At 68.7% G+C, this 21,601-nt stretch carries 16 protein-coding genes and 1 pseudogene; 7 read left to right on the forward strand and 10 right to left on the reverse strand.

The window, feature by feature from the left end; translation table 11 throughout:
* The first annotated feature begins 4 nt into the window (after positions 1-4).
* Both ASD77_RS04610 and ASD77_RS04615 read left to right on the forward strand, forming a co-directional pair.
* Positions 5-859, forward strand: coding sequence for a DUF2272 domain-containing protein (locus ASD77_RS04610; RefSeq protein ID WP_055937981.1), 855 nt, complete (start codon positions 5-7; stop codon positions 857-859).
* A 19-nt stretch (positions 860-878) separates the two neighbouring features.
* Complete coding sequence (locus tag ASD77_RS04615) at positions 879-2,555, forward strand: hypothetical protein (RefSeq protein ID WP_055937986.1); 1,677 nt, start codon at positions 879-881, stop codon at positions 2,553-2,555.
* A 19-nt stretch (positions 2,556-2,574) separates the two neighbouring features.
* Here ASD77_RS04615 and ASD77_RS04620 read toward each other — a convergent pair whose 3' ends face one another.
* From ASD77_RS04620 to ASD77_RS04630, 3 genes are all read right to left on the reverse strand, one after another.
* Positions 2,575-5,451, reverse strand: a complete 2,877-nt coding sequence (locus tag ASD77_RS04620) for a serine/threonine-protein kinase (protein ID WP_055937989.1) — start codon at positions 5,449-5,451, stop codon at positions 2,575-2,577.
* On the reverse strand, positions 5,448-5,999 hold the full coding sequence (locus ASD77_RS04625) for an ECF-type sigma factor (protein ID WP_055937993.1): 552 nt from the start codon (positions 5,997-5,999) through the stop codon (positions 5,448-5,450). Before ASD77_RS04625 ends, ASD77_RS04620 begins: the two co-directional genes overlap by 4 nt.
* A 144-nt stretch (positions 6,000-6,143) precedes the next feature.
* On the reverse strand, positions 6,144-7,508 hold the full coding sequence (locus ASD77_RS04630; RefSeq protein WP_055937996.1) for a glutamate--cysteine ligase: 1,365 nt from the start codon (positions 7,506-7,508) through the stop codon (positions 6,144-6,146).
* Between the two features lie 195 nt (positions 7,509-7,703).
* On the opposite strand from ASD77_RS04630, the gene ASD77_RS04635 reads away from it, so the two are divergent.
* The gene (locus ASD77_RS04635; RefSeq protein ID WP_200947385.1) at positions 7,704-8,393 is read left to right on the forward strand and encodes a VIT family protein; all 690 of its coding nucleotides are present in this window, start codon (positions 7,704-7,706) and stop codon (positions 8,391-8,393) included.
* 8 nt (positions 8,394-8,401) lie between these two features.
* Here the strand turns inward: ASD77_RS04635 and yihA are convergent, their stop codons facing one another.
* Positions 8,402-9,004, reverse strand: a complete 603-nt coding sequence (yihA, locus tag ASD77_RS04640; RefSeq protein ID WP_055938002.1) for a ribosome biogenesis GTP-binding protein YihA/YsxC — start codon at positions 9,002-9,004, stop codon at positions 8,402-8,404.
* A 129-nt stretch (positions 9,005-9,133) separates the two neighbouring features.
* Here yihA and ASD77_RS04645 point away from each other — a divergent pair, with 129 nt between their 5' ends.
* The 4 genes from ASD77_RS04645 to ASD77_RS04660 all read left to right on the forward strand — a co-directional run bounded on the left by ASD77_RS04645 (position 9,134) and on the right by ASD77_RS04660 (position 12,409).
* Entirely contained in the window at positions 9,134-9,916 is a 783-nt protein-coding gene (locus tag ASD77_RS04645; protein ID WP_055938005.1) for a c-type cytochrome, read from the forward strand.
* A 130-nt stretch (positions 9,917-10,046) separates the two neighbouring features.
* On the forward strand, positions 10,047-10,697 hold the full coding sequence (locus ASD77_RS04650; RefSeq protein WP_156383467.1) for a thiol:disulfide interchange protein DsbA/DsbL: 651 nt from the start codon (positions 10,047-10,049) through the stop codon (positions 10,695-10,697).
* A 96-nt stretch (positions 10,698-10,793) separates the two neighbouring features.
* Positions 10,794-11,615 (forward strand): thiol:disulfide interchange protein DsbA/DsbL, encoded by an 822-nt coding sequence (locus ASD77_RS04655; protein ID WP_055938012.1) that lies wholly within the window; start codon positions 10,794-10,796, stop codon positions 11,613-11,615.
* A 23-nt stretch (positions 11,616-11,638) separates the two neighbouring features.
* Positions 11,639-12,409: an endonuclease/exonuclease/phosphatase family protein gene (locus ASD77_RS04660; RefSeq protein WP_055938015.1), complete on the forward strand. Its 771-nt coding sequence runs from the start codon at positions 11,639-11,641 to the stop codon at positions 12,407-12,409.
* A gap of 18 nt (positions 12,410-12,427) precedes the next feature.
* On the opposite strand, the pseudogene ASD77_RS18435 reads toward ASD77_RS04660, so the two are convergent.
* The 6 genes and pseudogenes from ASD77_RS18435 to ASD77_RS04690 form a co-directional block, all read right to left on the reverse strand.
* Positions 12,428-13,774: pseudogene (locus ASD77_RS18435) on the reverse strand (EAL domain-containing protein).
* Positions 13,775-13,893: 119 nt separating this feature from the next.
* Positions 13,894-14,217, reverse strand: coding sequence for a DUF3325 domain-containing protein (locus ASD77_RS04670; RefSeq protein WP_235578476.1), 324 nt, complete (start codon positions 14,215-14,217; stop codon positions 13,894-13,896).
* A 4-nt stretch (positions 14,218-14,221) separates the two neighbouring features.
* Complete coding sequence (locus ASD77_RS04675) at positions 14,222-15,892, reverse strand: PepSY-associated TM helix domain-containing protein (RefSeq protein ID WP_055938023.1); 1,671 nt, start codon at positions 15,890-15,892, stop codon at positions 14,222-14,224.
* 16 nt (positions 15,893-15,908) lie between these two features.
* A complete protein-coding gene (locus tag ASD77_RS04680; protein ID WP_055938026.1) occupies positions 15,909-16,223 on the reverse strand; it encodes a hypothetical protein in 315 nt (104 codons plus the stop codon).
* Positions 16,224-16,263: 40 nt separating this feature from the next.
* On the reverse strand, positions 16,264-18,426 hold the full coding sequence (locus ASD77_RS04685) for a TonB-dependent siderophore receptor (RefSeq protein WP_082563126.1): 2,163 nt from the start codon (positions 18,424-18,426) through the stop codon (positions 16,264-16,266).
* A gap of 304 nt (positions 18,427-18,730) precedes the next feature.
* Positions 18,731-21,574, reverse strand: a complete 2,844-nt coding sequence (locus ASD77_RS04690) for a TonB-dependent receptor (RefSeq protein WP_055938030.1) — start codon at positions 21,572-21,574, stop codon at positions 18,731-18,733.
* Positions 21,575-21,601: the final 27 nt, after the last annotated feature.

Raw genomic sequence — 21,601 nt, forward strand, 5'->3', positions numbered from 1 at the left:
CCCGATGAAACCCACGCTCTTGCTGTTGTTCGCCCTGGCCCTCCTCGGGTACCCGCCGACCGCCGGTGCCACCGATCCCTGTCCGCAGCTGCGCACACAGACGGCGTCGACCGATGTCGCCACCCGCATCGCCGCCATCGCCTGCCAGGAAAACCATGCGTGGTTCCGCACGTTCATCGACGCCGATGGCCGGGCGGGTGGGCAGGCGGTGTACGAGGCCGAGAACGATGCCCTGGCCGATGGCACGCAGGCCTGGCGCAAGGTCGCCACGTACTGGAACGGCAGTGGGCTGGCGGGTGGTTGTGGCAACGCTGGCGCGGCATGCCGCAGCTTCGTGGTCGACACGCCGTGGTCGGCGGCGTTCGTGTCGTGGGTGATGCGGCAGGCGGGGATACCGGGCTTCACCGCGTCATCAAGGCATGTGGACTACGTGCGCGCGGCTGCGCGATCGTCCTCCGGTCCCTACCGCCTGGTCGCGCCGCAGCAGGCGCCTCCCGCACCTGGCGATCTGCTGTGCTACGTGCGCGGGCAACCGCGTGCGATGGGTCACCCGGGACTGCTGGGCGTACTGGACCGCGATGCCGCAGGGCTGCCGATGCACTGCGACATCGTGGTGGCCGCAAAGGACGGCATGGCCTGGCTGGTCGGCGGCAACGTGCAGCAGTCCGTCGCATTGCGGATGCTGCGGCTGGATGCGCAGGGACGCTTCGCCGACCTGCCCACGCGCGTCGCGGGCGATGCACCGTGCAGCCCCGACGCACCCGTGCACTGCAACCTCAACCGGCAGGACTGGGTGGCGCTGCTGAAGCTCAGAGCAGCCGACACCCGCACGCTGCTCGCCACCACCTCCGAACGCTGACCCCTGCCGGTATACGCTCATGAAGACCCGCCTCCTCGCCTGCCTCACGTTCACGGTCTGCATGGTCGCCGCCTGCTCGCGCCCGGAGGCGGAATCCGGCGGCGCAGGCGTCGCCGACAATCGTGCCAGGCTGATGCCGACACGCGCGCAGATGGATGCGTTCCGCACCTCGGACCCCGACACGACGCTTCGCAAGATGACGCTGTTCGATTACCTGGTGCACTACCGCGTGATGGAAGCCACGGGCATGGTCGATGCACTGGGTGGCGAAGCGAAAGCGGTTGCGGCGCTCAAGGCATGGGGCGAACAGAATGAGCGCGCCTTGCGCGGCGCGCAGGCCGATGTGCCGCGGATGATCCCCGCGGCGTTCGATGGCAGCGGCCTGGATGCCGGATTCACCGGCTTGGCGGTGGGCGCCTTCGGTGGCCTGATCGCCGGCGGCATGGTCAATGGCGCGGTGCAGACCATGTCGGACGAACAGCTGGCCGAGCTGGCCAAGGCCGGGCCGGTGAAGTTGGGCGCCGACAAGGACGGCAAGGGCGGTGCGGAACTGCACTTCGGTGCGGACGGCTCGCTGGACCAGACGCTGGAATTCGAGGGCAAGGCCACCGACGGCCTGTCCGGCAAGATGAAGATCAAGGTGCACATCGACGCCTGTCCGGATGCGGAAGGCAAGCTGACGGTGACGCTGAACGTGGATTCGCAGATGAACGTCGTCGGCCAGGCCGGGGCCGGCGGACATGTGCGCAGCGAATTCAAGCTCGAGCGATTCCTCGACAACGACGCGCACCTGATCCAGGACAACGGTGGATCGACGGCGAGCATGACGATGTCCGCCGGCGGCACGGTCGGCGGCAAGCCGCAGTCCTTCGACGTCAGGATGGGCTATGGACGCGCGCCCGGCAGCGGCTACGAGGATTTCGGCGACCATAGCGGCTTCAGCATCTTCCGCATGGATGAGGTGAAGCACGCGGCGCAGTTGGCCGAGCAGTCCTTCCTTTACCTGCAGATGGTCGCCGAGATGATGCTGCGCGGTGTCGGCCAGGGCGGAGGACCGTGGGAGAGCGGCCGCTGCGTGGAGCTGAAGGTCACCAGCAATCCCGGCAAGCGCAAGGGCATCCGCCCTAGCACCGCGTTCGATCTGGAAGCGATTCCGCGCGCGAAGTCGGACGGCGCGCCGGCCGGCGGTACGGTAACAGCCACCCTGAGCGGCGGTTCCAGCCTGCAGCCAGCGGGCGGCAAGGTGCCGGCCGACGCAAAGTACGCCTATGCGGGTCCTGACAAGAAGAACGAGGAGGCCACCATCGCGTTCGAAGCGCGCAGCAAGCGCGGCGTCGGCCGTGCGACGCTGGAGTTCGACACCAAGCGTCCGCAGGCCTACTCCGCGGAAGGCGGTCTCGATTACTTCCACGGCACCGGCACCATCTGCAACCTCGCCGAGACGTTCACCATCAGCGGCAGCGGCAATACGGTGACCTTCACGCCCGGCAGCGACGAGGGCGGCTCCTACACCTACCAGGGCAACATGGGTGGCGTCGGGGTGTATGGCAGCGGCACGTACTCCGTGTCCGCCGACGAGAACGGTGGCCGCATGACCGGCACCGGCAACGGCTGCGTGAAGACGCCGATGGGTACGCGCTGCAACAACGGCACGGAGCGCTACACGCTGACGCCGATCGCGCCCTGCGCCGAATAGCGCAACGTCCGGCGGTGCGTCAGCCTTGCAGGCGCGACGACAGCGCCTCCGCGTCGAGACGGTTCCGTTCGGCGGGCAGCAGCGTCTCGCGCATCACCGGCAGTGCCTGGTCCAGCAGCCGGCGCGCCTCCTTTCGGTCGCCGCGCGCCGCGACATCGCCGGCCAGGGTCGCACGCGCGATCGCCACATCGACGTCACTGGCGCTGGCCTGCAATCGCTGGAGCGCGTCCCGCTGGTGCTGCTCGGCGGCGGCGGCATCGCCACGCAGACGATCGAGCGTGGCCTCCATCGCAGAGAAGTACCCGAACTGCTCGTGGTTGTCGGGAACCCCGCGCTGGGCCGTGCGCGTGCGAAGCTCCGCCAGCAGCGGCGCCGCCCGCGCGGCGTCCCGCGTGCGCAGGGACAGGTTCAGCTGGTCGCCCAGCACCTGCGCGTACTCGTCCGAGGCCTCGCCATCCAGCCGCTTCGCACGTGCGAGCAGATCGTCGAGCCGCGTCGCCGCCTCCTTGAACCCACCATTCGCCACCAGTGCGCGCGCATGCACGCGTTCGATCGTGCGGCGGAAGTTGTCATCCGGCGAGACCCCCGCCTCGTCCAGGCGTGCGATGCCCTGGGTGGAGCGCACCAGCGCAGCCGCATAGTCGCCGTACATGATGTCGATGGCGGTGATGTTGGCCAGCGCCATCGCCAGGTTGCGCGGCCCCTCGCCATGCTGGCTGGACAGCGCATAGCTGCGATCGGTGGCCTCACGCGCCTCCCGGTAGCGACCCTGGCCGATCAGCGTGTCAGCCAGGGTCTGGTACCACACCGTCGCACTGGTGCCGCCATAGCCGCCGGTCTTCTCGGCGGCGGCGATGGCCTGGCGGACCACGCGCTCTGCCTCGGCCGGCTTGCCCTCCAGGATCAGCCCGGACACCAGGCTCCGCACCAGCGTCCGTCGCACCGGCGAGTCCGCCGCGATGCCGTGCGCGTCCGCGTACGCAAGCCCCTCGCGACTCACCGACAACAGACGCCGCCGGTCGTTCTGGAAATTGGCGGCAGTACTGATGTCCGAATAGATATCCAGCACCACGTCCGCAGGCGGCGACGGCATGCGCTTGGCGAAGGCGAGCGAGGATTCGGCCCGCTTCCGGCACCACTCCAGGCCGTACTTCTCCACATGACCCAGCGTCAGGTGCGCCATCGATCGGAGCTGCTGTTCGGCGTCGTCCGGTGCGAAGCGCTGGCGCAACGCAACGGCCTGCTCGGCGGCGGCCAGCGACTCGGCGGTGCGCTCCAGATCCCCCAACTCGTCGGAATAGGCGACCAGGTCGTCCGCCAACGCCAGGGCCTCCTCGCGCGTCTGCGGCGCGACCCCCTTGAGACCTGCCGAGAACAGGACGACGGCCTGCTGATCGTCGCCCAGCGAGCGGTAGAGACGCCCCAGCATCCGCTGCAGCGGCTGCCTCACCTGCGGATCGAGGGCACGCTGGTCGAGTTTGGCGCGCGCCTGGTCGAGCAGCTGGCGCACGCTGACTTCGGTGCTCATCGCCTGTTCGGGTGCGGCCGCTGCCAAGGTGTCGGCGAGGAAGGCCAGGGTCGCACGCGCACTCTCCGACTCGCGCTCGGCGATGCGCGCCTGTACGCGCGCCTCATGCGCTTGCCACAGCGCCACGCCGGTGCCGGCGAACAGCGCCAGCACGACCATGCCGGCCGCAGCGGCCAGGCCACGGTTGCGTCGCAGCCACAGCCGCGCGCGATCGGCACGCGGCTGCGGTACTGCGCTGATCGGCCGGTCATCGAGCCACGCGCGCAGATCGCTTGCCAGCAGGTCGGCCGAGGCATAGCGCGCGCCCGGATCGCGACGCAGGCAGGCCTGCACCATCTGCGCCAGACTGCCACGCAGTGCGCGCGCCAGCGATGCCGGGGAATGCCCACCTCGCTGCGACGCCTGGTCGTCGCTGGCCTGCGCTGCGGCGCGCGTCAGCGGCTCGGGTTCGCGCTCGAGCTGCTGCAGCTGGTGCGCCACCGGCGTTTCCCGCGTCACCCCGAACGGATGCGCGCCGGTCAGCAGGCGGTGCAACACCACGCCCAGCTGCCACAGGTCGGTGGCGGTGGTGATGGGCGCATCGAGCAGCTGCTCCGGCGAGGCGTACTCGAACGTCAGCGCGCGGTCGACGGTCATGGCGCGCGTGTCGGCGAGTTCCTTGGCGATGCCGAAGTCCAGCAGTTTCACCCTGCCCTCGTTGTCCACCAGCAGGTTGGACGGCTTGAGGTCGCGGTGCACCACCAGGTTGCGGTGCGCATGGCGTACCGCATCGACCACCTGCAGGAACAGCACGATGCGCTGGCGCAGGCCCAGCTGCCGCGCGTCGCACCAGCGGTCGATCGGCTGGCCGTCGACCAGTTCCATCACGAACCACGGATCGCCGTCGCCGCTGATGCCGCCATCCAGCAGGGTGGCGATATTGGGATGCCGCAGGCGGGCGAGGATCTGCCGCTCGCGCAGGAAGCGTTCGCGCGCGGCCTGCGAATCGGTGCCGGCGCGGATCAGCTTCAGCGCGGCATGTTGCGTGTACGCGCCATCATCGCGGTCGACGCGGTACACCGCGCCCATGCCGCCATGCCCGAGAATGCCGGTGATGCGCCACGGCCCGATGCTGCGGCCGACCAGGGCGTCGCGCGCGACGTCGCCATGGTCGTCCTGGAAGGCGCGCCCCCACGCCAGCGCATCGCCTGCGAACGGCTCGGTGCCGCTCGCATCCGCCACCAGCAGCGCATCGACCGCTGCGCGCAGCGCGTTGTCGTTGCTGCAGGCATGGTCCAGCCAGGCCTCGCGTTCGGCCGGCGCGATCTCGACGGCCTCGCGGAACAGGGCCAGCGCGCGCCGACGGCGCTCGATGCCGGCGTCGCTCACTTGCCCAGTTCCGCCAGCAGGAAGGCCCGCGCCGTGCGCCAGTCGCGCCGCACGGTGCGCTCGCTGAGGCCCAGCATCTGGGCGATCTCGGTTTCCTCATAGCCGCCGAAGTAGCGCAGCTCGACGATCTGCGCGGCACGCGCGTCGGCCTGTTGAAGCGCGTCCAGCAGTTCGTCCAGCGCCAGTACTTCGACCACCGCCCGCTCGTCCCCGCCTAGGCGCGCGGTCAGGGTCAGCGCGTCGACGCCGCCGCCGCGCTTCTGCGCGTGCGCGATGCGCGCGTGGTCCACCAGCACCTGCCGCATGGCGCGGGCCGACATCGCCAGCAGGTGCGCACGGTCGTTGGCGGCCAGGCGCTCGCCGGTGGCCATTTTCAGATAGGTCTCGTGCACCAGCACGGTGGTATCGAGCGGGTCGTGGTGCCGGCGCAACTGCAGGTGCGCGGCGCGCTTGAGTTCGTCGTACAGGCTGGCGAACACCGCATCGGCGGCGCGCACGTCGCCTTCGCGCGCGCGTTTCAGCAACTGGGTGACCGGTACCTGATCCATGCGTCGCTCGCGAGATCCGCTGTATGCCACGGCATCCCGCCGCAGCCCCCTGTGGCCGGACAGGCCGGGGCCTGCACGGTGGCTTTCAGGGGAACAACGCGAAAGTGCGGCGACCCGGGACAGCGTCGACGCTGGTACCCTGCCCTAGTAGGCGAACTCGCGGAACACGCGGTCGATGTCGCCCTTCCACTCGCCATGGAACAGGGCCAGCTTGCGCTCGGCCGGCGTCTCGTTCGCCTCGACGATCTCGACCAGCGCGTCGAGGAAGCCGCTTTCGTCCACGCCCTTGCTGTTGAGGCGCGCGCGGCGCTGCAGGCCGCCGATGGCGATCTTCACCGCCTCACGCGCCAGGTCGCGCACGGTGCCGCCGCGGAACGGCAACTTCAGCGCGTGCGTCGGCACGCCGTCGCGCAGCGCGTGGCGTTCCTGCAGCGAGAAGTCCTTCACCAGGTCCCATGCCGCGTCGAGCGCGGCATCGTCGTACAGCAGGCCCACCCAGAACGCCGGCAGCGCGCAGATGCGGCTCCAGGGGCCGCTGTCGGCGCCGCGCATCTCCAGGAACTTCTTCATCCGCACTTCCGGGAAGGCGGTGGTCATGTGGTCGGACCAGTCGCGCAGCGTCGGCAGCGCGCCGGGCAGCACGGGCAGCTCGCCCTTGAGGAAATCACGGAAACTCTGCCCGCTGGCGTCGTGGTAGATGCCGTCGCGGTAGGAGAAGTACATCGGCACGTCGAGCAGGTAGTCGACGTAGCGCTCGTAACCGAAGCCGTCCTCGAACACGAAGTCGAGCATGCCGGTGCGGTCGCCGTCGGTATCGGTCCAGATGTGCGAGCGGTAGCTCTGGTAGCCGTTCGGCTTGCCTTCGGTGAACGGCGAATCGGCGAACAGCGCGGTGGCGATCGGTTGCAGCGCCAGCGACACGCGGAACTTCTTCACCATGTCCGCTTCGCTGGCGTAGTCCAGGTTGACCTGCACGGTGCAGGTGCGCGTCATCATGTCCAGGCCGAGCTGGCCGACCTTGGGCATGTACGCCTTCATGATCTGGTAGCGGCCCTTGGGCATCCACGGCATCTCGTCGCGCCGCCACTTGGGCTGGAAGCCCATGCCGAGGAAGCCGACCTGCAGCTCGTCGGCGACCTGTTTGACTTCCTTCAGGTGCGTGCCGACTTCGACGCAGGTCTCGTGGAGGGTTTCCACCGCCGCGCCGGACAGTTCCAGCTGGCCGGCCGGTTCGAGCGTGACCGAGGCGCCGTCCTTGGACAGGGCGATGACGCGCCCCTTCTCCTCGATCGCCTCCCAGCCGAAGCGGGTCAGGCCCTTCAGCAGGGCCTCGATGCCGCGGTCGCCGTCGAAGGTGGGCGGGCGCAGGTCGTCGAGGCGGAAGCCGAACTTCTCGTGCTCGGTACCGATGCGCCAGTCCTGCGCGGGCTTCTCGCCCGACGCGATGTAATCGACCAGTTGGGTACGGTCGGTGATCAGCGTGTCGGCGACGTGGCTGGGACTGGACAAGGGCGGGGCTCGCGAGGGGGGTGCGGTGCCGGGCCGGCGGCCCTGCGTCGCAAGGCCGGCACTATAGCGTGACCACCCGCACGCGTTCATCGCCATCGGAACGCCGCAGCATCCCATCCATGGAGGCGAAGGGGCACGCTTGCGGCACCGGAGGCGTACGCTGCACGCATGCCTCGCCATCCCCGCAACGCCACGCTGCGCCATCACGAACGCCACCGCACCGATCGCGTCGGCTGGTTGCGTGCCGCTGTGCTGGGCGCCAACGACGGCATCGTCTCGGTGTCGGGCCTGGTGGTGGGCGTGGCCGCCAGTGGCGCGTCGGCGTCCACGGTCCTGATCACGGGCGTCGCCGGCTTGGTTGCCGGCGCCATGTCGATGGCGGCGGGCGAGTACGTGTCCGTGCAGTCGCAGGCCGATGCCGAAGCCGCTGACCTGGCCGTGGAAACGCGCGAGCTTCAGGAGATGCCGGATAGCGAACTGGCGGAACTGACACAGATCTATACGGAGCGCGGCCTGGAACCGGGTCTTGCGCGGCAGGTGGCCGAGCAACTTACTGCGCGCGATGCCCTGGCCACCCACCTGCGCGACGAGCTCGGCATCACCGAGGCATTGCGCGCACGGCCGTTACAGGCGGCGCTCGCGTCGGCGACGGCCTTCACCGTGGGCGCGCTGCTGCCGATCGCCACCACCGTGCTGGCCCCGCCGGACCGCGTGGTACTGGTCACGACGGTGGCGACGCTGGCCGGACTGCTGGCCTCCGGTGGCGTGGCCGCGTGGGTGGGCGGTGCGCCGGTGCTGCGGGGCGCCTGGCGGGTTGGCTTCTGGGGCGCCATGGCCATGGCGGCGGCGGCGCTGGTCGGCCGCCTGTTCCACGTCAGTGTCTGAGCATCAGCTCAGGACAGCTCCAGCCAGTTGCCCACGACCATGCGGGCTTCGTCCACGCCCTGCTTGGACTCGGCGGAGAAGGTCTGCACGCTGACGGTGTCGCCGAAGGCGGAGAACAGCTCCTTCTTCACCGCCTGCAGCGCGTTGCCCTGCTGGCCGCGGCCCAGCTTGTCGGCCTTGGTCAGCAGCGCGTGGGCGGGCAGGCCGCGCTGCACGGCGTAGCCCAGCATCTGACGGTCGTAGTCCTTCAGCGGATGGCGGATGTCCATCACCACCACCAGCCCCCTGAGGGCCTCGCGGGTGCGGAAGTAGCGATCGATGAAGGCCTGCCAGTGCGCCTGCAGGTCCTGCGGCACCTTGGCGTAGCCGTAGCCGGGCAGGTCGACCAGGTAGCGCTCGGGCTGGACCTGGAAGAACACCAGCTGCTGGGTGCGGCCAGGGGTCTTGGACACCCGCGCCAGACGGTTGTGGTTGACCAGCGCATTGAGGGCGCTGGACTTGCCGGCGTTGGAACGGCCGGCGAAGGCCACCTCGAATCCCCCATCCTCCGGCAACTGGCGCGGGGTGTGGGCGGAGAGCAGGTAGGTGGCGGTATTCAGGGGGTTCGACATGGCACTAGGATCGCACGGGCCGGGCCGCCCGCAGTGCTGAATTGACCGCAAGCGGCCGCCGCGACGATAATTCGCGGGTTTCGCGGCCCCTCCGGGTGCCGCCTCAGTCAAGGGTTTCGGAGCTTTAGCATGCGCCACGCTCGCGTTATGGGACTTGCCGGACTGGCCGTGTTGGCCGTGGGCGCAGTCGCTTTTGCACAGACCACGGTCGTTCCCGTGCCCGACAACGCGCCGGTCGAAACCGCGCCGCTGGACATCAACCTGGCCAAGACCACCTGGGGCGACGCCAAGGCCGGCCAGACCAAGGCGGCCGCCTGTGCGGCCTGCCACGGCGCCGACGGCAACCCGACCGACCCGCAGTACCCGCGCATCGCCGGCCAGAGCGAGCGCTACGTCGCCCAGCAGCTGGCGCTGTTCGCCTCGGGCGAGCGCAACACCGGCATGGCCGCGGTGATGATCCCGTTCGCGCAGACCCTCAGCGCGCAGGACATGCGTGATGTCGGCGCTTACTTCGCCACCCAGAAGTCCGGCGCCGGCCTGGCCGACGACAGCGTCGTCGCCGACGGTCCGTACAAGGGCATGAAGTTCTACCAGGTCGGCCAGCAGCTGTACCGCAACGGCGACGCCGCGCGCGGCGTGCCGGCCTGCCTGGCCTGTCACGGCCCGACCGGCGCCGGCAACCCTGGCCCGGCCTATCCGCACATCGGCGGGCAGATGCAGGACTACACCGTGCGCCGCCTGACCGAGTACAAGGCCGGCACCACCACGCTGAAGGACGCCGCGCACTTCAACATCATGGCGCAGGTCGCCGGACCGCTGACCGAGCAGGAGATCCAGGCGCTGGCCAGCTACCTGCAGGGTCTGCATGCCCGTGCCGACGATATCGCCGCCGCCAAGGCCGGCAGCAAGTAATCGCGGACGTCGGCCGCACGCGCGGCCACACGTTCAAGCTCCTGTTCATCGCGCCGGCCCCACCATGGCCGGCGTTTCTTTTTTCCGCGAGGCCCGATCGCCGGGCGTCGCACGCAGAGGAAGAGTGCCGATGGTGTCGCGTCTGCTGCCCGTGCTGATCACCCTGGTGGCCCTGCTGCCGGCCGCCACGCTCGCCGCCCCGCCGGCGCCCACCCCGCTGGTCGAAGGGCGGGATTACGAGGTGATCCCGGACGGCAAACCGTTCGCGCCGGCCAAGGGCAGGATCGAGGTGGCCGAAGTGTTCGGCTACACCTGCATCCACTGCGCCCACCTGGAGCCCATCCTCGCCACGTGGAAGAAGACCCTGCCGCGCGACGTCAAGCTGACGCCGGTCCCGGCGGCCTTCGGTGGCTACTGGATCCCGTATGCCCGCGCCTTCTTCGCCGCGCAGCAGCTGGGCGTGCAGGAACGCACCCACCAGGCCGTGTTCGACGCCCTGCACGCGACCGGCAGCCTGCCCATCCAGAACGCGTCCGCCGACGAGATCGCCAGCTTCTATGCCAGCCAGGGCGTGGACCGGGCGAAGTTCATGGCCGCCCTGCGCGGCCCCGAGGTCGACGCGCAGCTGGCCAAGGCGCGCGACTGGGTCGCCGCTGCCGGCGTGGAAGGCACGCCCACGCTCATCGTCAACGGCAAGTACCGGGTGACCGGCGGCGGCAACTACAGCGACAGGCTGGCGATCGCCGAACGCCTGGTCGCCCGCGAGCGCGGCCGCAAGTGACGATTCCGTCATGGCGACCGCCACGGCCGCCATGCAGAATGTGATTCAACCGGCCATGCCGGCACCTCTTTCCTCTGATCCATTGGAGTTCGCGCGATGAAATCCCGCCACGTCCTGATGCTGTCCCTGCTGCTGCCGCTGATGGCCGCCTGTGGTCCGAAGCCGGCCACCGACGCCACCCCGGCGGCGGAGACGCCCGCCGCCACCACGACCGACGCCACCGCCGCGCCGGCAACGGACGCATCGGCTGCGCCTGCCGACGCCGGCACGGCCACGCCGGCCGAGGGCACCGACAGCGCCGCGGCCGCCAATACCAACCCGGTCGTGCCGCCGCAGGGCCCGGCACCGGTGGCCGGCACCGACTATGTCGTCATCCCGAACGGCCAGCCGTACGCGCCGCTCAACGGCCAGATCGAAGTGGTCGAGGTGTTCGGCTATGTCTGCCCCGGCTGCGCGCGCTTCGCGCCCGAGGTGGCCGCATGGAAGAAGAAGCAACCGGCGGACGTGCGCGTGAGCTACGTGCCGGTGGTGTTCCGCGACACCTGGGAGCCCTACGGCAAGGCGTTCTACGCTGCGCAGGCCAAGGGCCTGGTCGACAAGACCCACGACGCCGTCTTCGCCGCCATCCACCTGCAGCGCGCGCTGCCGGGTGAGGGCCAGCCGCCGGCGGACCCGGCGCAGATCGCACAGTGGTACGCCAAGTACGGCGTGGACGCGAAGGAATTCGTGTCGCTGATGAACAGCTTCGGCACCAACTCGCAGATCGCCCGCGGCATGCAGTTCGCCAAGAGCAGCGGCGTGGAAAGCACCCCGACCATCATCGTCAACGGCAAGTACCGCGTCACCGGCGGCCAGACCTACGCCGACGTGCTGCGCATCGCCGATCACTTGGTCGCGATGGAGCGCGCGCAGCGCTGAGTCGCCGCGAAGCCCCCACGTCGATGACCGACACCCCGGCCACGCGGCGCCTGCGCCTGCTCAGCGCCAACATCCAGGCCGGCTCCAGCACCCGCCGCTACAGCGACTACGTGACCCGCAGCTGGTCGCATGCGCTGCCGGCGGGCAACAAGCGCGGCAGCCTGGATGCGATCGCGCAGCTGGCCGGCGGGCACGATATCGTCGGCCTGCAGGAAGCCGATCCCGGCAGCCTGCGTTCGGGTTTCACCAACCAGACGCATTACCTGGCCGAGCGCGCCGGCTTCGACTACTGGACGCACCAGCCCAACCGCAACGTCGCACGCGTGGCGGGCAGCGCCAACGGCCTGCTCAGCAAGCTGGAACCGGTGGAAGTGACCGACCACAGCCTGCCCGGCCGCATCGGCGGCCGTGGCGTGCTGATGGCGCGCTTCGGCGACGGCGACGAAGGCCTGACCGTGGCGGTGGCGCACCTGTCGCTGGGCGCCAACTCGCGACGCTCGCAGCTGGCCTTCATCGGCGAACTGCTGTCGGACCACCCGCACGCGGTGCTGATGGGCGACTTCAACTGCGTGCCCGACACGCCGGAAATGGAACTGCTCTACAAGCGCACCCGCCTGCGACCGCCGGCGTTCTGCGTGCCCACGTTCCCCAGCTGGCGGCCACAGCGGGCGATCGATCACATCCTGCTCAGCGAAGGCCTGCGCGGCGACAACGCCCGCGCCATGCCGGCGGCCAACTCGGATCATCTGGCGCTGGCGATGGACATCGACGTGCCGGACAGTGCGCTGCGCTGAATTGCCGGCGCCGGCCGCCTACGGTGACACGAGGCGCTGGCGGAACGCGGCGGCCTCCATCGGCCGTCCGAACAGGTAGCCCTGGAACAGCTGGCATCCCTGTTCTCCCAGTAGCGCGAACTGATCGTCCTGCTCGACGCCTTCGGCGATCACGTCGATGCCCAGGTCGCGGCCCAGCTGCAGCAGGTTGCGGGTGATCGTGGCCGCGTGTGCGTCGCGGACGATCCCGCGGGTGAAGGCGCGATCGATCTTCATCTCGGCGAACGGCAGCTCCCGCAGGTACGACAGCGAGGCGTAGCCCGCACCGAAGTCATCGAGCGACAAGCGCACGCCCATCGCGTGCAAGGCGCGCATCTTGCCGACGGCATCGTCCATGTCGTGCACCAGCACGCTTTCGGTCAGTTCGAGCGTCAGCAGACCGGCGTCGACACCGCTGCGTGCCACCGCGTCATCCACCTGCTGCACGAAATCAGGTTGCCGCAGCTGCAATGCACTGATGTTGACCGAAAGCCGCAGGTGGCGCAGTGCGGAGTCCGATTACCAGTCCGCCAGCTGCCGGCAAGCCTCGTGCAGCACCCACTGTCCCAGCGGCAGGATGAAGCCGGTGTCCTCCGCCGCCTGCATGAAATCGGCGGGGCGGACCAGGCCGCGCCGTGCATCCCGCCATCGCAGCAGCGCCTCGGCGCCGACGACGTGCCCCTGCGCATCGACCTGCGGCTGGTAGAACAACTCGAAGCGGCGATGCGACAACGCATCACGCAACGCGCGGTGCAGCGCGCGGTGTTCGGCGATATCGGTTTCGGCCACTCTCAGCACGATCAGGAAACTGGCCACCGCCGTTGCCAGGTTGACCCAGATACCGACCCGCCGCACGTCGTCGGCAATGGCGAAGGGATACGGCGCCCGCACCGGTGCCGCCGCGAACACCGCGAACGCCACCAGCAACACCACGACCACGCCGTAGCGGAGCCACGCGTTCGTATCGCGGAAGACATGGTGCGCGCACAGCGCGAGCACCAGCAGGAAGACATGGCTCGTCCGTGGCACTGCGTCGGTCGAGACGTCGAGGAACGCCGAGAAGAAGCACAGCAGCACCGCCATGCCGACGAGCGCCACCCACGACGCGGCGCGTGGCCGGCGCAGGCGGGCCATCACCATCACCACCACGCCCAAGGCTGCGATCGCCAGCTCCACCGCCGCCACCGTCCATGCCCCGCGCCAGGCGAAGAACGCACCCCATCCCAGGCCCAGCGACAGCATGACCAGACCGATCGCCAACAGCAGATGGAACACGCGCCGCCGACGCCGGCGCTCCATCATCCCGGACCACCCCACGCCGTGCGCGTTGTCCACTGGCGCATCCATCCGATGGGCCTCCCTCCGCCTGCCCGCATCGTACTCCCGCCTTGGCGGAAGTCACGGCAGGTCGTGGAAGGCATCGCGGTGCGGACGTCAGGGCGTGGAGCGCGGACGTGATGCGCGGCTCAACCCCGGCGCGTGCGCACCCACGGCGAGAGCACCCGCAGCCAATGCGGCTGCCAGGCGAGCGTCATGCCCACGCCGACCGCCGCGGCAGTCAGGCCCATCACCCAGACCAGGCTGGCCATGGTGGCGTGATCGACGACCAGGCATAGCACCAGCGCCACCAGCAAGGCCAGGACGCCGGCGATCCTCAGCCCGCGACGCGTCGCCGCGGTGGGTGGTTCGCCCCACACCTGCTGGGCGTGGACGGGCATCGACAAGGCCAGCCATCCCATGCCGGCCACGCTCGCCACCAGCGCGGCCAGCAACAGCAGGGCGGTAGGCACGGCCTCATGCATGGGTCGTTTCCGCGCTCGCCAGCGGCGAGGCCGAGGCGGTCGCCGCGCGGCGCTTCAGCCTGCGCGCCGTCAAGGCGGCCACCACACCGCCCGCCAGCAGCGTCAGGTCCACGCCCGCGACCGGCCAATAACCTGCACCGATCGTGCGCAGCAGGTGATCGCCGGTGGTGATCCAGTTCAGCAGCACCGCCGCCAGCGCCAGCAGCCCGATCATCGCGCACTGCTCGCGCCATGCCGGATTGGCCAGGCCACGCGCGACGGGCGCACTGCGCCATGCCGCGTGCAGCATCGCCAGCAGCCAGGTGCCCCAGAACGCATAGCGTTCCCAGTCGCCGCGTGCCGGCAGGTCTTCCGGCAGCAGCCGGTTGGCGACCAGGATGCCCAGTGCCGCCAGCACCATGCCGGTCACGGTGGTCACCGCCAGCGCATCGACCACGCGCGCGCCCTGCTGGCCCTGCCGCGCGTGCTGCCGCTTGCGCTTCTCGACGAAGAACAGGAAGCCGGTCGCGATGCACACCGCACCGAGCAGTCCGCCCAGCACGTACATCCAGCGCAGCAGCCAGTGGCGGAAATGCTGCAGGTGCAGGCCGGTGAGGAATTCGGCGACGCGGCCCGCGGCGCTGGGCGCCGGGTCCTCGTGGATCAGCTCGCCGGTGGCCGCCTTGTAGTGGATGCCATCGCCGACCAGCGCGATGCGGTCGGTACCGGCGCGATACACGCTGACATAGCCGTTCGCATCGCCCACATGCTGCAGCACCAGGAAGCCGACATCGCCGGCCTTGTCCTGCGCCTGCCAGCGCCGCTGCGCGTCCGCCACCATCGCATCGACGTTGGCGAGTCCGGCGGGCACGCCCGCACGCGTGTGCGGCAGGCCGGTCTCGCGGGCTTCCACTTCCGCGTGCAGATCATGCAGGTCGTGCAGCTGCGTGTGCCCGACCGGGAAGTAGTACGTCGCCGCGAAGATCAGCAGACCGGTGAAGGCGAAGAAGAAGTGGAACGGCAGTGCCACCACGCCGGTCAGGTTGTGCAGGTCCAGCACGCTGCGCAACCCGCCCTTGGCGGGCCGGAAGGTGAAGAATTCGCGGAAGATCTTGCGATGCATCACCACGCCGGTGACCAGCGCCACCAGCATCATCAGCGCGGAGAACCCGACGATCCAGATGCCCAGGTTCTTCCAGTCCAGGGTCAGGCCGTAGTGCATCGGATAGAAGAAGCCGCTGCCGACCTTCAGGCGGTCGTTCGGCAATGGCGTGCCGTCGCGCGGATCGATGGTGGCGTCGGCCCAGATGGCTTCTTCCGGATCCTTCGCGTTCGGCACCTCATAGCCGGCGAACAGCTGCAGCACCGGATCGCGGTGGGTGGTGTACGCACTCCAGCTGACCACGGTGTCGAAGCGCTCGGGCATCGGGCCGTCCACGCGCGGGCGCATCGCCTCCACGGTGGCCGGCAGCGGCTGCATGCGCTCGAACGCCGGGCGGAGGATCTTTTCGTACGATGGCATCGGCTGCGGTTCGAAGCGCGTGGACGGAATCGCCCAGCGGTCGATCTCGCGGTCGAACACCGACAACGCGCCGAAGAAGAACGCGGCCATCAGCACGAAGCCGAGGACCAGGCCGAACCAGGTATGCAGCCAGGCCATCGCCTGGCGGAAGCTCTGCATCATGATGACGTCCTCCGCCTCAGACCAGCCGCGATTGCACGAACGAACCGACGGCGGCCAGCAACGCGCCACCGCCCACGAGCACGGTCCACACCACCCACAACCGGCGCGCCGCGAAGGTCCACAGGAACACCGCCAGGAACGCCAGCACGCCGAACAGGCTGGCGAGGAACTCGGCATCGTGGAAGTCCATGCCGGCGGCGAACATCAGGCTGGCGCCGGCGGCGACGATGCCCCAGGCGAAGCCGTAGCCGCCGAAGATGGCGGCGACGATGCGCGCCGCCAGATGCAGGCGTGGCGAACGGGGAGCGGCGGAATGCGGGATCGTGGACATGGTGGCGGCGGCTACCAGGGATGGACAGGGCGGGACGACATCAGAAGCGGTATTCCAGGCTCAGCGACCAGTGGCGCGGCGCGCCGTAGTAGCCGATCTGGTACAGCGTGTTGATGTACTTTTCGTCGGTCAGGTTGCCGACGTTGGCGTGCAGCGTGGCATTCTCCAGAAAGTCCCACGCGGCGAACGCATTCACCACCGCATAGCTGCCCTGCCGCACGGTCTGGCCGCTGTAGCTCTCGGTGTTGGAGATGGCGCTCTGCCAGCGGCCGCCGATGCCGAACGACAGCGCTTCGTAACTGGGCAGGCGCGCGCTCAGCATCAGGTTCGCGGTGCGGCGCGGCACCCAGTTGTAGGTCAGCGTACCTTCCTCGCCGTCCATCTTCAGATGGGTGTAGCCGAACACCAGGTCGGTGTACGCGTTGAGCCTACCGGTGGCCTCGAATTCCCAACCCTTCGACTCGACATCCTTGGGCACGTAGTAGTTCAACAGTGTGTCGGCGTTGTAGCCGGCGAACGTCGCCAGCCCTTCCTGCTTGGCGGTGAAGTAAGCCAGCGTGGTCAGCAGGCGCTTGTCCAGCCACTCGGCCTTGACGCCCACTTCATAGTTCACGCCCTTGGACGGCGCCAGATAGAAGCCGTCGAAGTCGCGCTGGTCCTGCGGCTGGTAGATGTCCGAGTAGCTGACGTAGCCCAGCAGGTCGTCGGTGAAGTCGTAGGTCAGGCCGGCGTAGGGGCTGGTGTTGCTTTCGGTCTCGTCGAACGGATCCGGGCCGTTGGCGCCGTCGCGGTGGTATTCGGCGTAGTTGACGCCGAGGACCGCCTTGAAGTCTTCCGTCAGCGACAGGCGGGTCGCGCCGAATGCGCGTCGCAGGCGCTGGTTGAAGAAACTCGACCGTTCGCGCGGACCCCAGGTCGGCTCGGGCACGGCGTTGCCCGCGTACGGGAACGCAGGCAGCGAATCGAAGACCGACAGCGACGGATTGAACGAATACGTCTGCTCGCTTTCCGCCTGGCTGACGCCGAACATCGCCTCGTGCTCGCGGCCGAACAGTTGGAAGCGGCCGTTGAGGCTCAGGTCCACCAGGTCCGAGGTCAGTTCGTCCTGCCCCTTGTACGCCCATCCCAGCAGGCCCGTGCGGGTGACCGGATCGAGGCCAGCGAACGAGTACGCGAAGAACAGCTGGTCGTCGTTCTCGCCCTTGCGGTGGTTGTAGGTCGCCTTCAGCTGCCAGTCTTGGCCCAGCTGGTGCGTGTATTCGACAAACGCGGCCTGCGTGTTGGTGTCCCAATAAGCCCAGTCCACCGTGGTCGACGCACCCACGTCCCACGACGGCTGCGTGCCGTCGGTATTCACGAACGGCAGCGCGCCCCACATGTTGCCGGTGGTGTCGGCCTGCTGCCACGAGTAGCCGAAGGTCAACGTGCCGTTCTCGCCCACCTGGCCATCGATCACCGCATAGACGAAGGTGCGCTCGCTCTCGAAGTCGCGCAGGTAGGAATCGGCTTCCTCACGCGCCACCACCACGCGACCGGCCCAGGTGCCGTTGTCGGTGAACGGCGTGGAGTAGTCGTACTCCACGCGACGCTCGCCCCAAGAACCGACCTTCACGCCCACCGATCCCTCGGCGTCGTTGGTCGGACGCTTGCGCACGTAGTTGATGGTACCGGCCGAGTTGCCCACGCCGGTCAGCAGGCCGTTCGCGCCGCGGATGACTTCCAGCTTCTCGTAGCCGAACGCGTCCATCGCGCCGGTGGCGATGCCCCAGTCGTTGGGCATGCCTACGCCATCGACCTGCGTGCTCTTGATCTCGAAACCGCGCGCCAGGTAGTTGGTGCGGTTGGTTTCCCACTCCTCCACCTGGATACCGGTGGCCAGCCGCAGCGCATCGTTGAGGTTGTCGGCCCCGAACTGCGCCATCTGCTCGCTGCTCACCACGCTGATCGACTGCGGGGTTTCCTTGATGGCCAGGTCCAGGTTGGTGGCGCCGTTGCTGACGCGGTTGGCGCGCTGGCCGACCACCAGCACCTTGTCCAGATCGGTGGCGCTGGCCTCGCCAGCAGCCGGCGCGGCTTCCTGCGGCGCCGCCAGCGCCGTGCCCGTCAGGCACAGCAGCGCCAGGCCGATGGCGGCAGGCAGGCGGTGGGACAGGAAGGCAGACCGGACGAAGGTGGAGGATGGCAGGGACGGCAGACGACGCATGGAGGGACCTGGGGGAGGACGTGGAGGAGGAAGGCGGCATGCAGTGCCGCAGGGCGGCGAGGCACCACGAGGGCACGCCGGCCATGCGGCGATGCACGCGGTCGAGGGCCGGAGGGCCCTGCCGCCAAGCGCCTATTAAATGCGAATGATTCTTGTTTTTCAAGTCACAGGAGAGCTTCGCGCCCCGCGACCGATCGTCGCGCCGGCTCCCCGGACCTGCCTGCTGTCAGGCCCGCGCGCACTCCGGACCCCGCAGACGAAGAAGCCGGCTTGCGCCGGCTTCCCGTGTGTCCTGCCCGCGAACTCAGAACCGCAGGTTCGCCCGCACGTAGAAGAAGCGGCCGCCCGGGATGTCGTAGGTCGACGCCTCGTAGCCGTTGAGCGAGCACGAGGTGCAGACCGGCGGATCCTCGTCGAACACGTTGTTGACGCCGCCGGTCAGCTGCAGGCCCTTGAACCACTCGAACTCGTAGCCCAGTTGCAGGTCGTGGTACGTCGTCGCGGCCAGCGTGTTGGTGGTGGCGGTGCTGCAGTAGGCCGCCGGATCGATCGCCAGGCAGTCTTCCTCCATCTCGGATAGGTGGCGAATACTCCAAGCTGCATTCCAGTTGCCGAGCTTCCAGTCGAGCGTTGCGTTCGAAGTCCATTCCGGAATCGCGGTATCCGTCACCACAAGTCCCGGTCCCTGAGGTTGCAACTCACCACCGGCACCGCGCGCTTCGTAGCGGGTAACGAAGGTGTTCTGCCAGCTCAGCTTGAAGCGGCCCAGCCTGGATTCCGGCAGGGTCCAGAACACGTCCGCATCCCAGCCGTCGGTCTTGATCGAGCCCAGGTTGATCAGGAAGTTGGCGAACGTGTCGATCTCGCCCGAGGCCAGCCGGTTGATGCCGGCGCAGTACTGCGGATCCTGCGTGGTCGCGCACAGGTCGAGCTGGGCCTGCGCGTTGATGGCCTGGATCGGTCCCTCCAGGTCATGCCGGTAGAAGGTCAGTTCGAAATCCAGCTTGTCCGACCAGGCCACGTCCTCGGCGAACGACGGACTGAACACCAGACCGGCGCTGAAGCTGCGTGCGGTTTCCGGCTGCAGCGCCGGATTGCCGCCGGTCAGCACCGGGATCTGGGGATCGTTCTGGCGCGCACCGACCGGCACGCCCGGGCAGGCGATCGGCGCGAGCGAGCCGGCCGGCGCGCCCGGCGGCACCAGGCAGGGATCGACCAACTGCGCGTCGAAGCGGCTCTGCGAGCCGTACAGCTCGCCGATCGACGGCGCGCGGAACCCTTCGGCGTACGTCGCGCGCAGCAGCAGCTCTTCGGCGACCTGCCAGCGCAGGCCGTACTTCGGGGTGAACTCCCCGCCGAAGGTGGAGTAATCGGAGTAGCGGCCGGCCAGGCTCAGGTCGAACTTACCCGGCCCGTCCTGCTGCGCGTACAGCGGCACGTTCAACTCAAGATAGACCTCGTTGACGTCATACTCGCCGGAGGTCGGCTGCGAGGGCACGCCGTTGTATTCGCCGGCAACGGTCTGCGGGTCCGGGTTATAGCTGCCTTCGTACTTGCGGTACTCGTAACCAGCGGCGAACTCGACATCGCCCGCCCACGCTTCGAACAGTGCACCGCTGAGATTCGCGGTCACCTGGGTCAGTTTCTGCTCGCTGCGGTCGCGGAACAGCGGGCTGATGTAGGCCAGCATCGCCGGCGTGATGGTGTCGAAGCCGAAGATGTCCAGCGGCGTGCACCCGCTCGTCGCGGCGCAGACGGCGGGATCGCCCAGCGCGATGGCGATGTTGCGCGCGTTGTAGCTGCCGCGGTTGGTCTGCTCGGCCTCGTTCTTGCTGAAGGCCGCGTTGACGTCCCAGAAGAACGTGCGCTCGCCGCCGAACGATCCTTCCAGACCTGCGGCGATGTACTGCGTGTCGACTTCCTGCTCGAAGATGCGCGGCCCGCCCTCGAGCGGCCGGCGGCGGATGGTCCCGATATTGGCGTTCGGACCACTGCCGATCAGGTCGAAGCCGAACGGATTGAACGGGTGGTTGGCGGGAATGACGAGATCGGCGGTGTAGCTGGTGCCTGCACCGGGACCCAGGTCGATCGGCTCGGGCGCAGCCTGGTTGGTGGATTCGCGCCGGTTGTACAGCGCCTTGGCGTAGAAGTTGAGCTCGTCGGTGATCGAGAAGCGGTACTGCGCGAACGCGCCCATGCGCTTGGACGGCGTCATCAGCAGATTGAACGGCGCGTAGTTGAAGGCGTCGCGATTGAAGTCGAAGCACTGGAAGCCGTCGCTGCGCACCACCCCGGGCCCGCAGGCGGGCTGGCCGGGCGTATAGACCGGATTGGTCTGGCCTGGCTTCACCGACAGGTCGTACGCGACCTCATTCGGATCGGTGAACGAGAAGCGGCCGCCGAGGATGCGCGAGCTGCCGCCCTGGATCGGGATGGACGAGATGTCGCGGTCGGCGGAGCTGACTTCCTTCTGCTCGGTGTAGCTCAGGCTGAGGAAGAGGTTGTTGCGCTCGTTGTCGAAGCCCCACGCCAGATCGGCGCCGGTGACCTCGCCATCGCCCTTGTCGAACTGGCCGTAATTCAGCGTGACCTGGCCGCCGTCGAAATTGCGGCGCGTGATGATGTTGACCACGCCGGCGATCGCGTCGGAGCCGTACAGCGACGATGCGCCGTCCTCCAGCACTTCGATCCTCTCAACCAGCGCCAGCGGGATCGTGTTGAGGTCGACCGCCGCACTGACGCCGGAGGCGGACGACTCGTTGACCCAGCGCATGCCATCGACGAGCACCAGCACGCGCTTCGGCCCCAGGTTGCGCAGGTCGACCTGCGCCGAGCCCGCACCCACGCCGTCGCCATTGGGCGAGAAGCCGAAGTTGCCCGACGAGTTGAACTTGGTGTTGAGCGCCGAACCGGACCCTGTCAGCTCCTGCAGGATGTCGCCGATCGAGGTCAGGCCGGTGCGCTCGATCTCTTCGCGCGACAGCGTCTGCACCGGCACGCGGCCCTCCATTTCGGCGCGCTTGATGCGGCTGCCGGTGACGGTGAGCGTGTCCAGGGTGGTGGCCTCCTGCGCCATGACAGTCGCAGGCAGGGCGAGGAGCACGGCAAGTCGAATGGCCGAAGCCAGAGTACGGCGGCGCGCTTTCATGATTCTCTCTCCGAAGGGTGTGGGACC

The sequence above is a fragment of the Pseudoxanthomonas sp. Root65 genome (assembly GCF_001427635.1).
Classification (GTDB): Bacteria; Pseudomonadota; Gammaproteobacteria; order Xanthomonadales; family Xanthomonadaceae; genus Pseudoxanthomonas_A.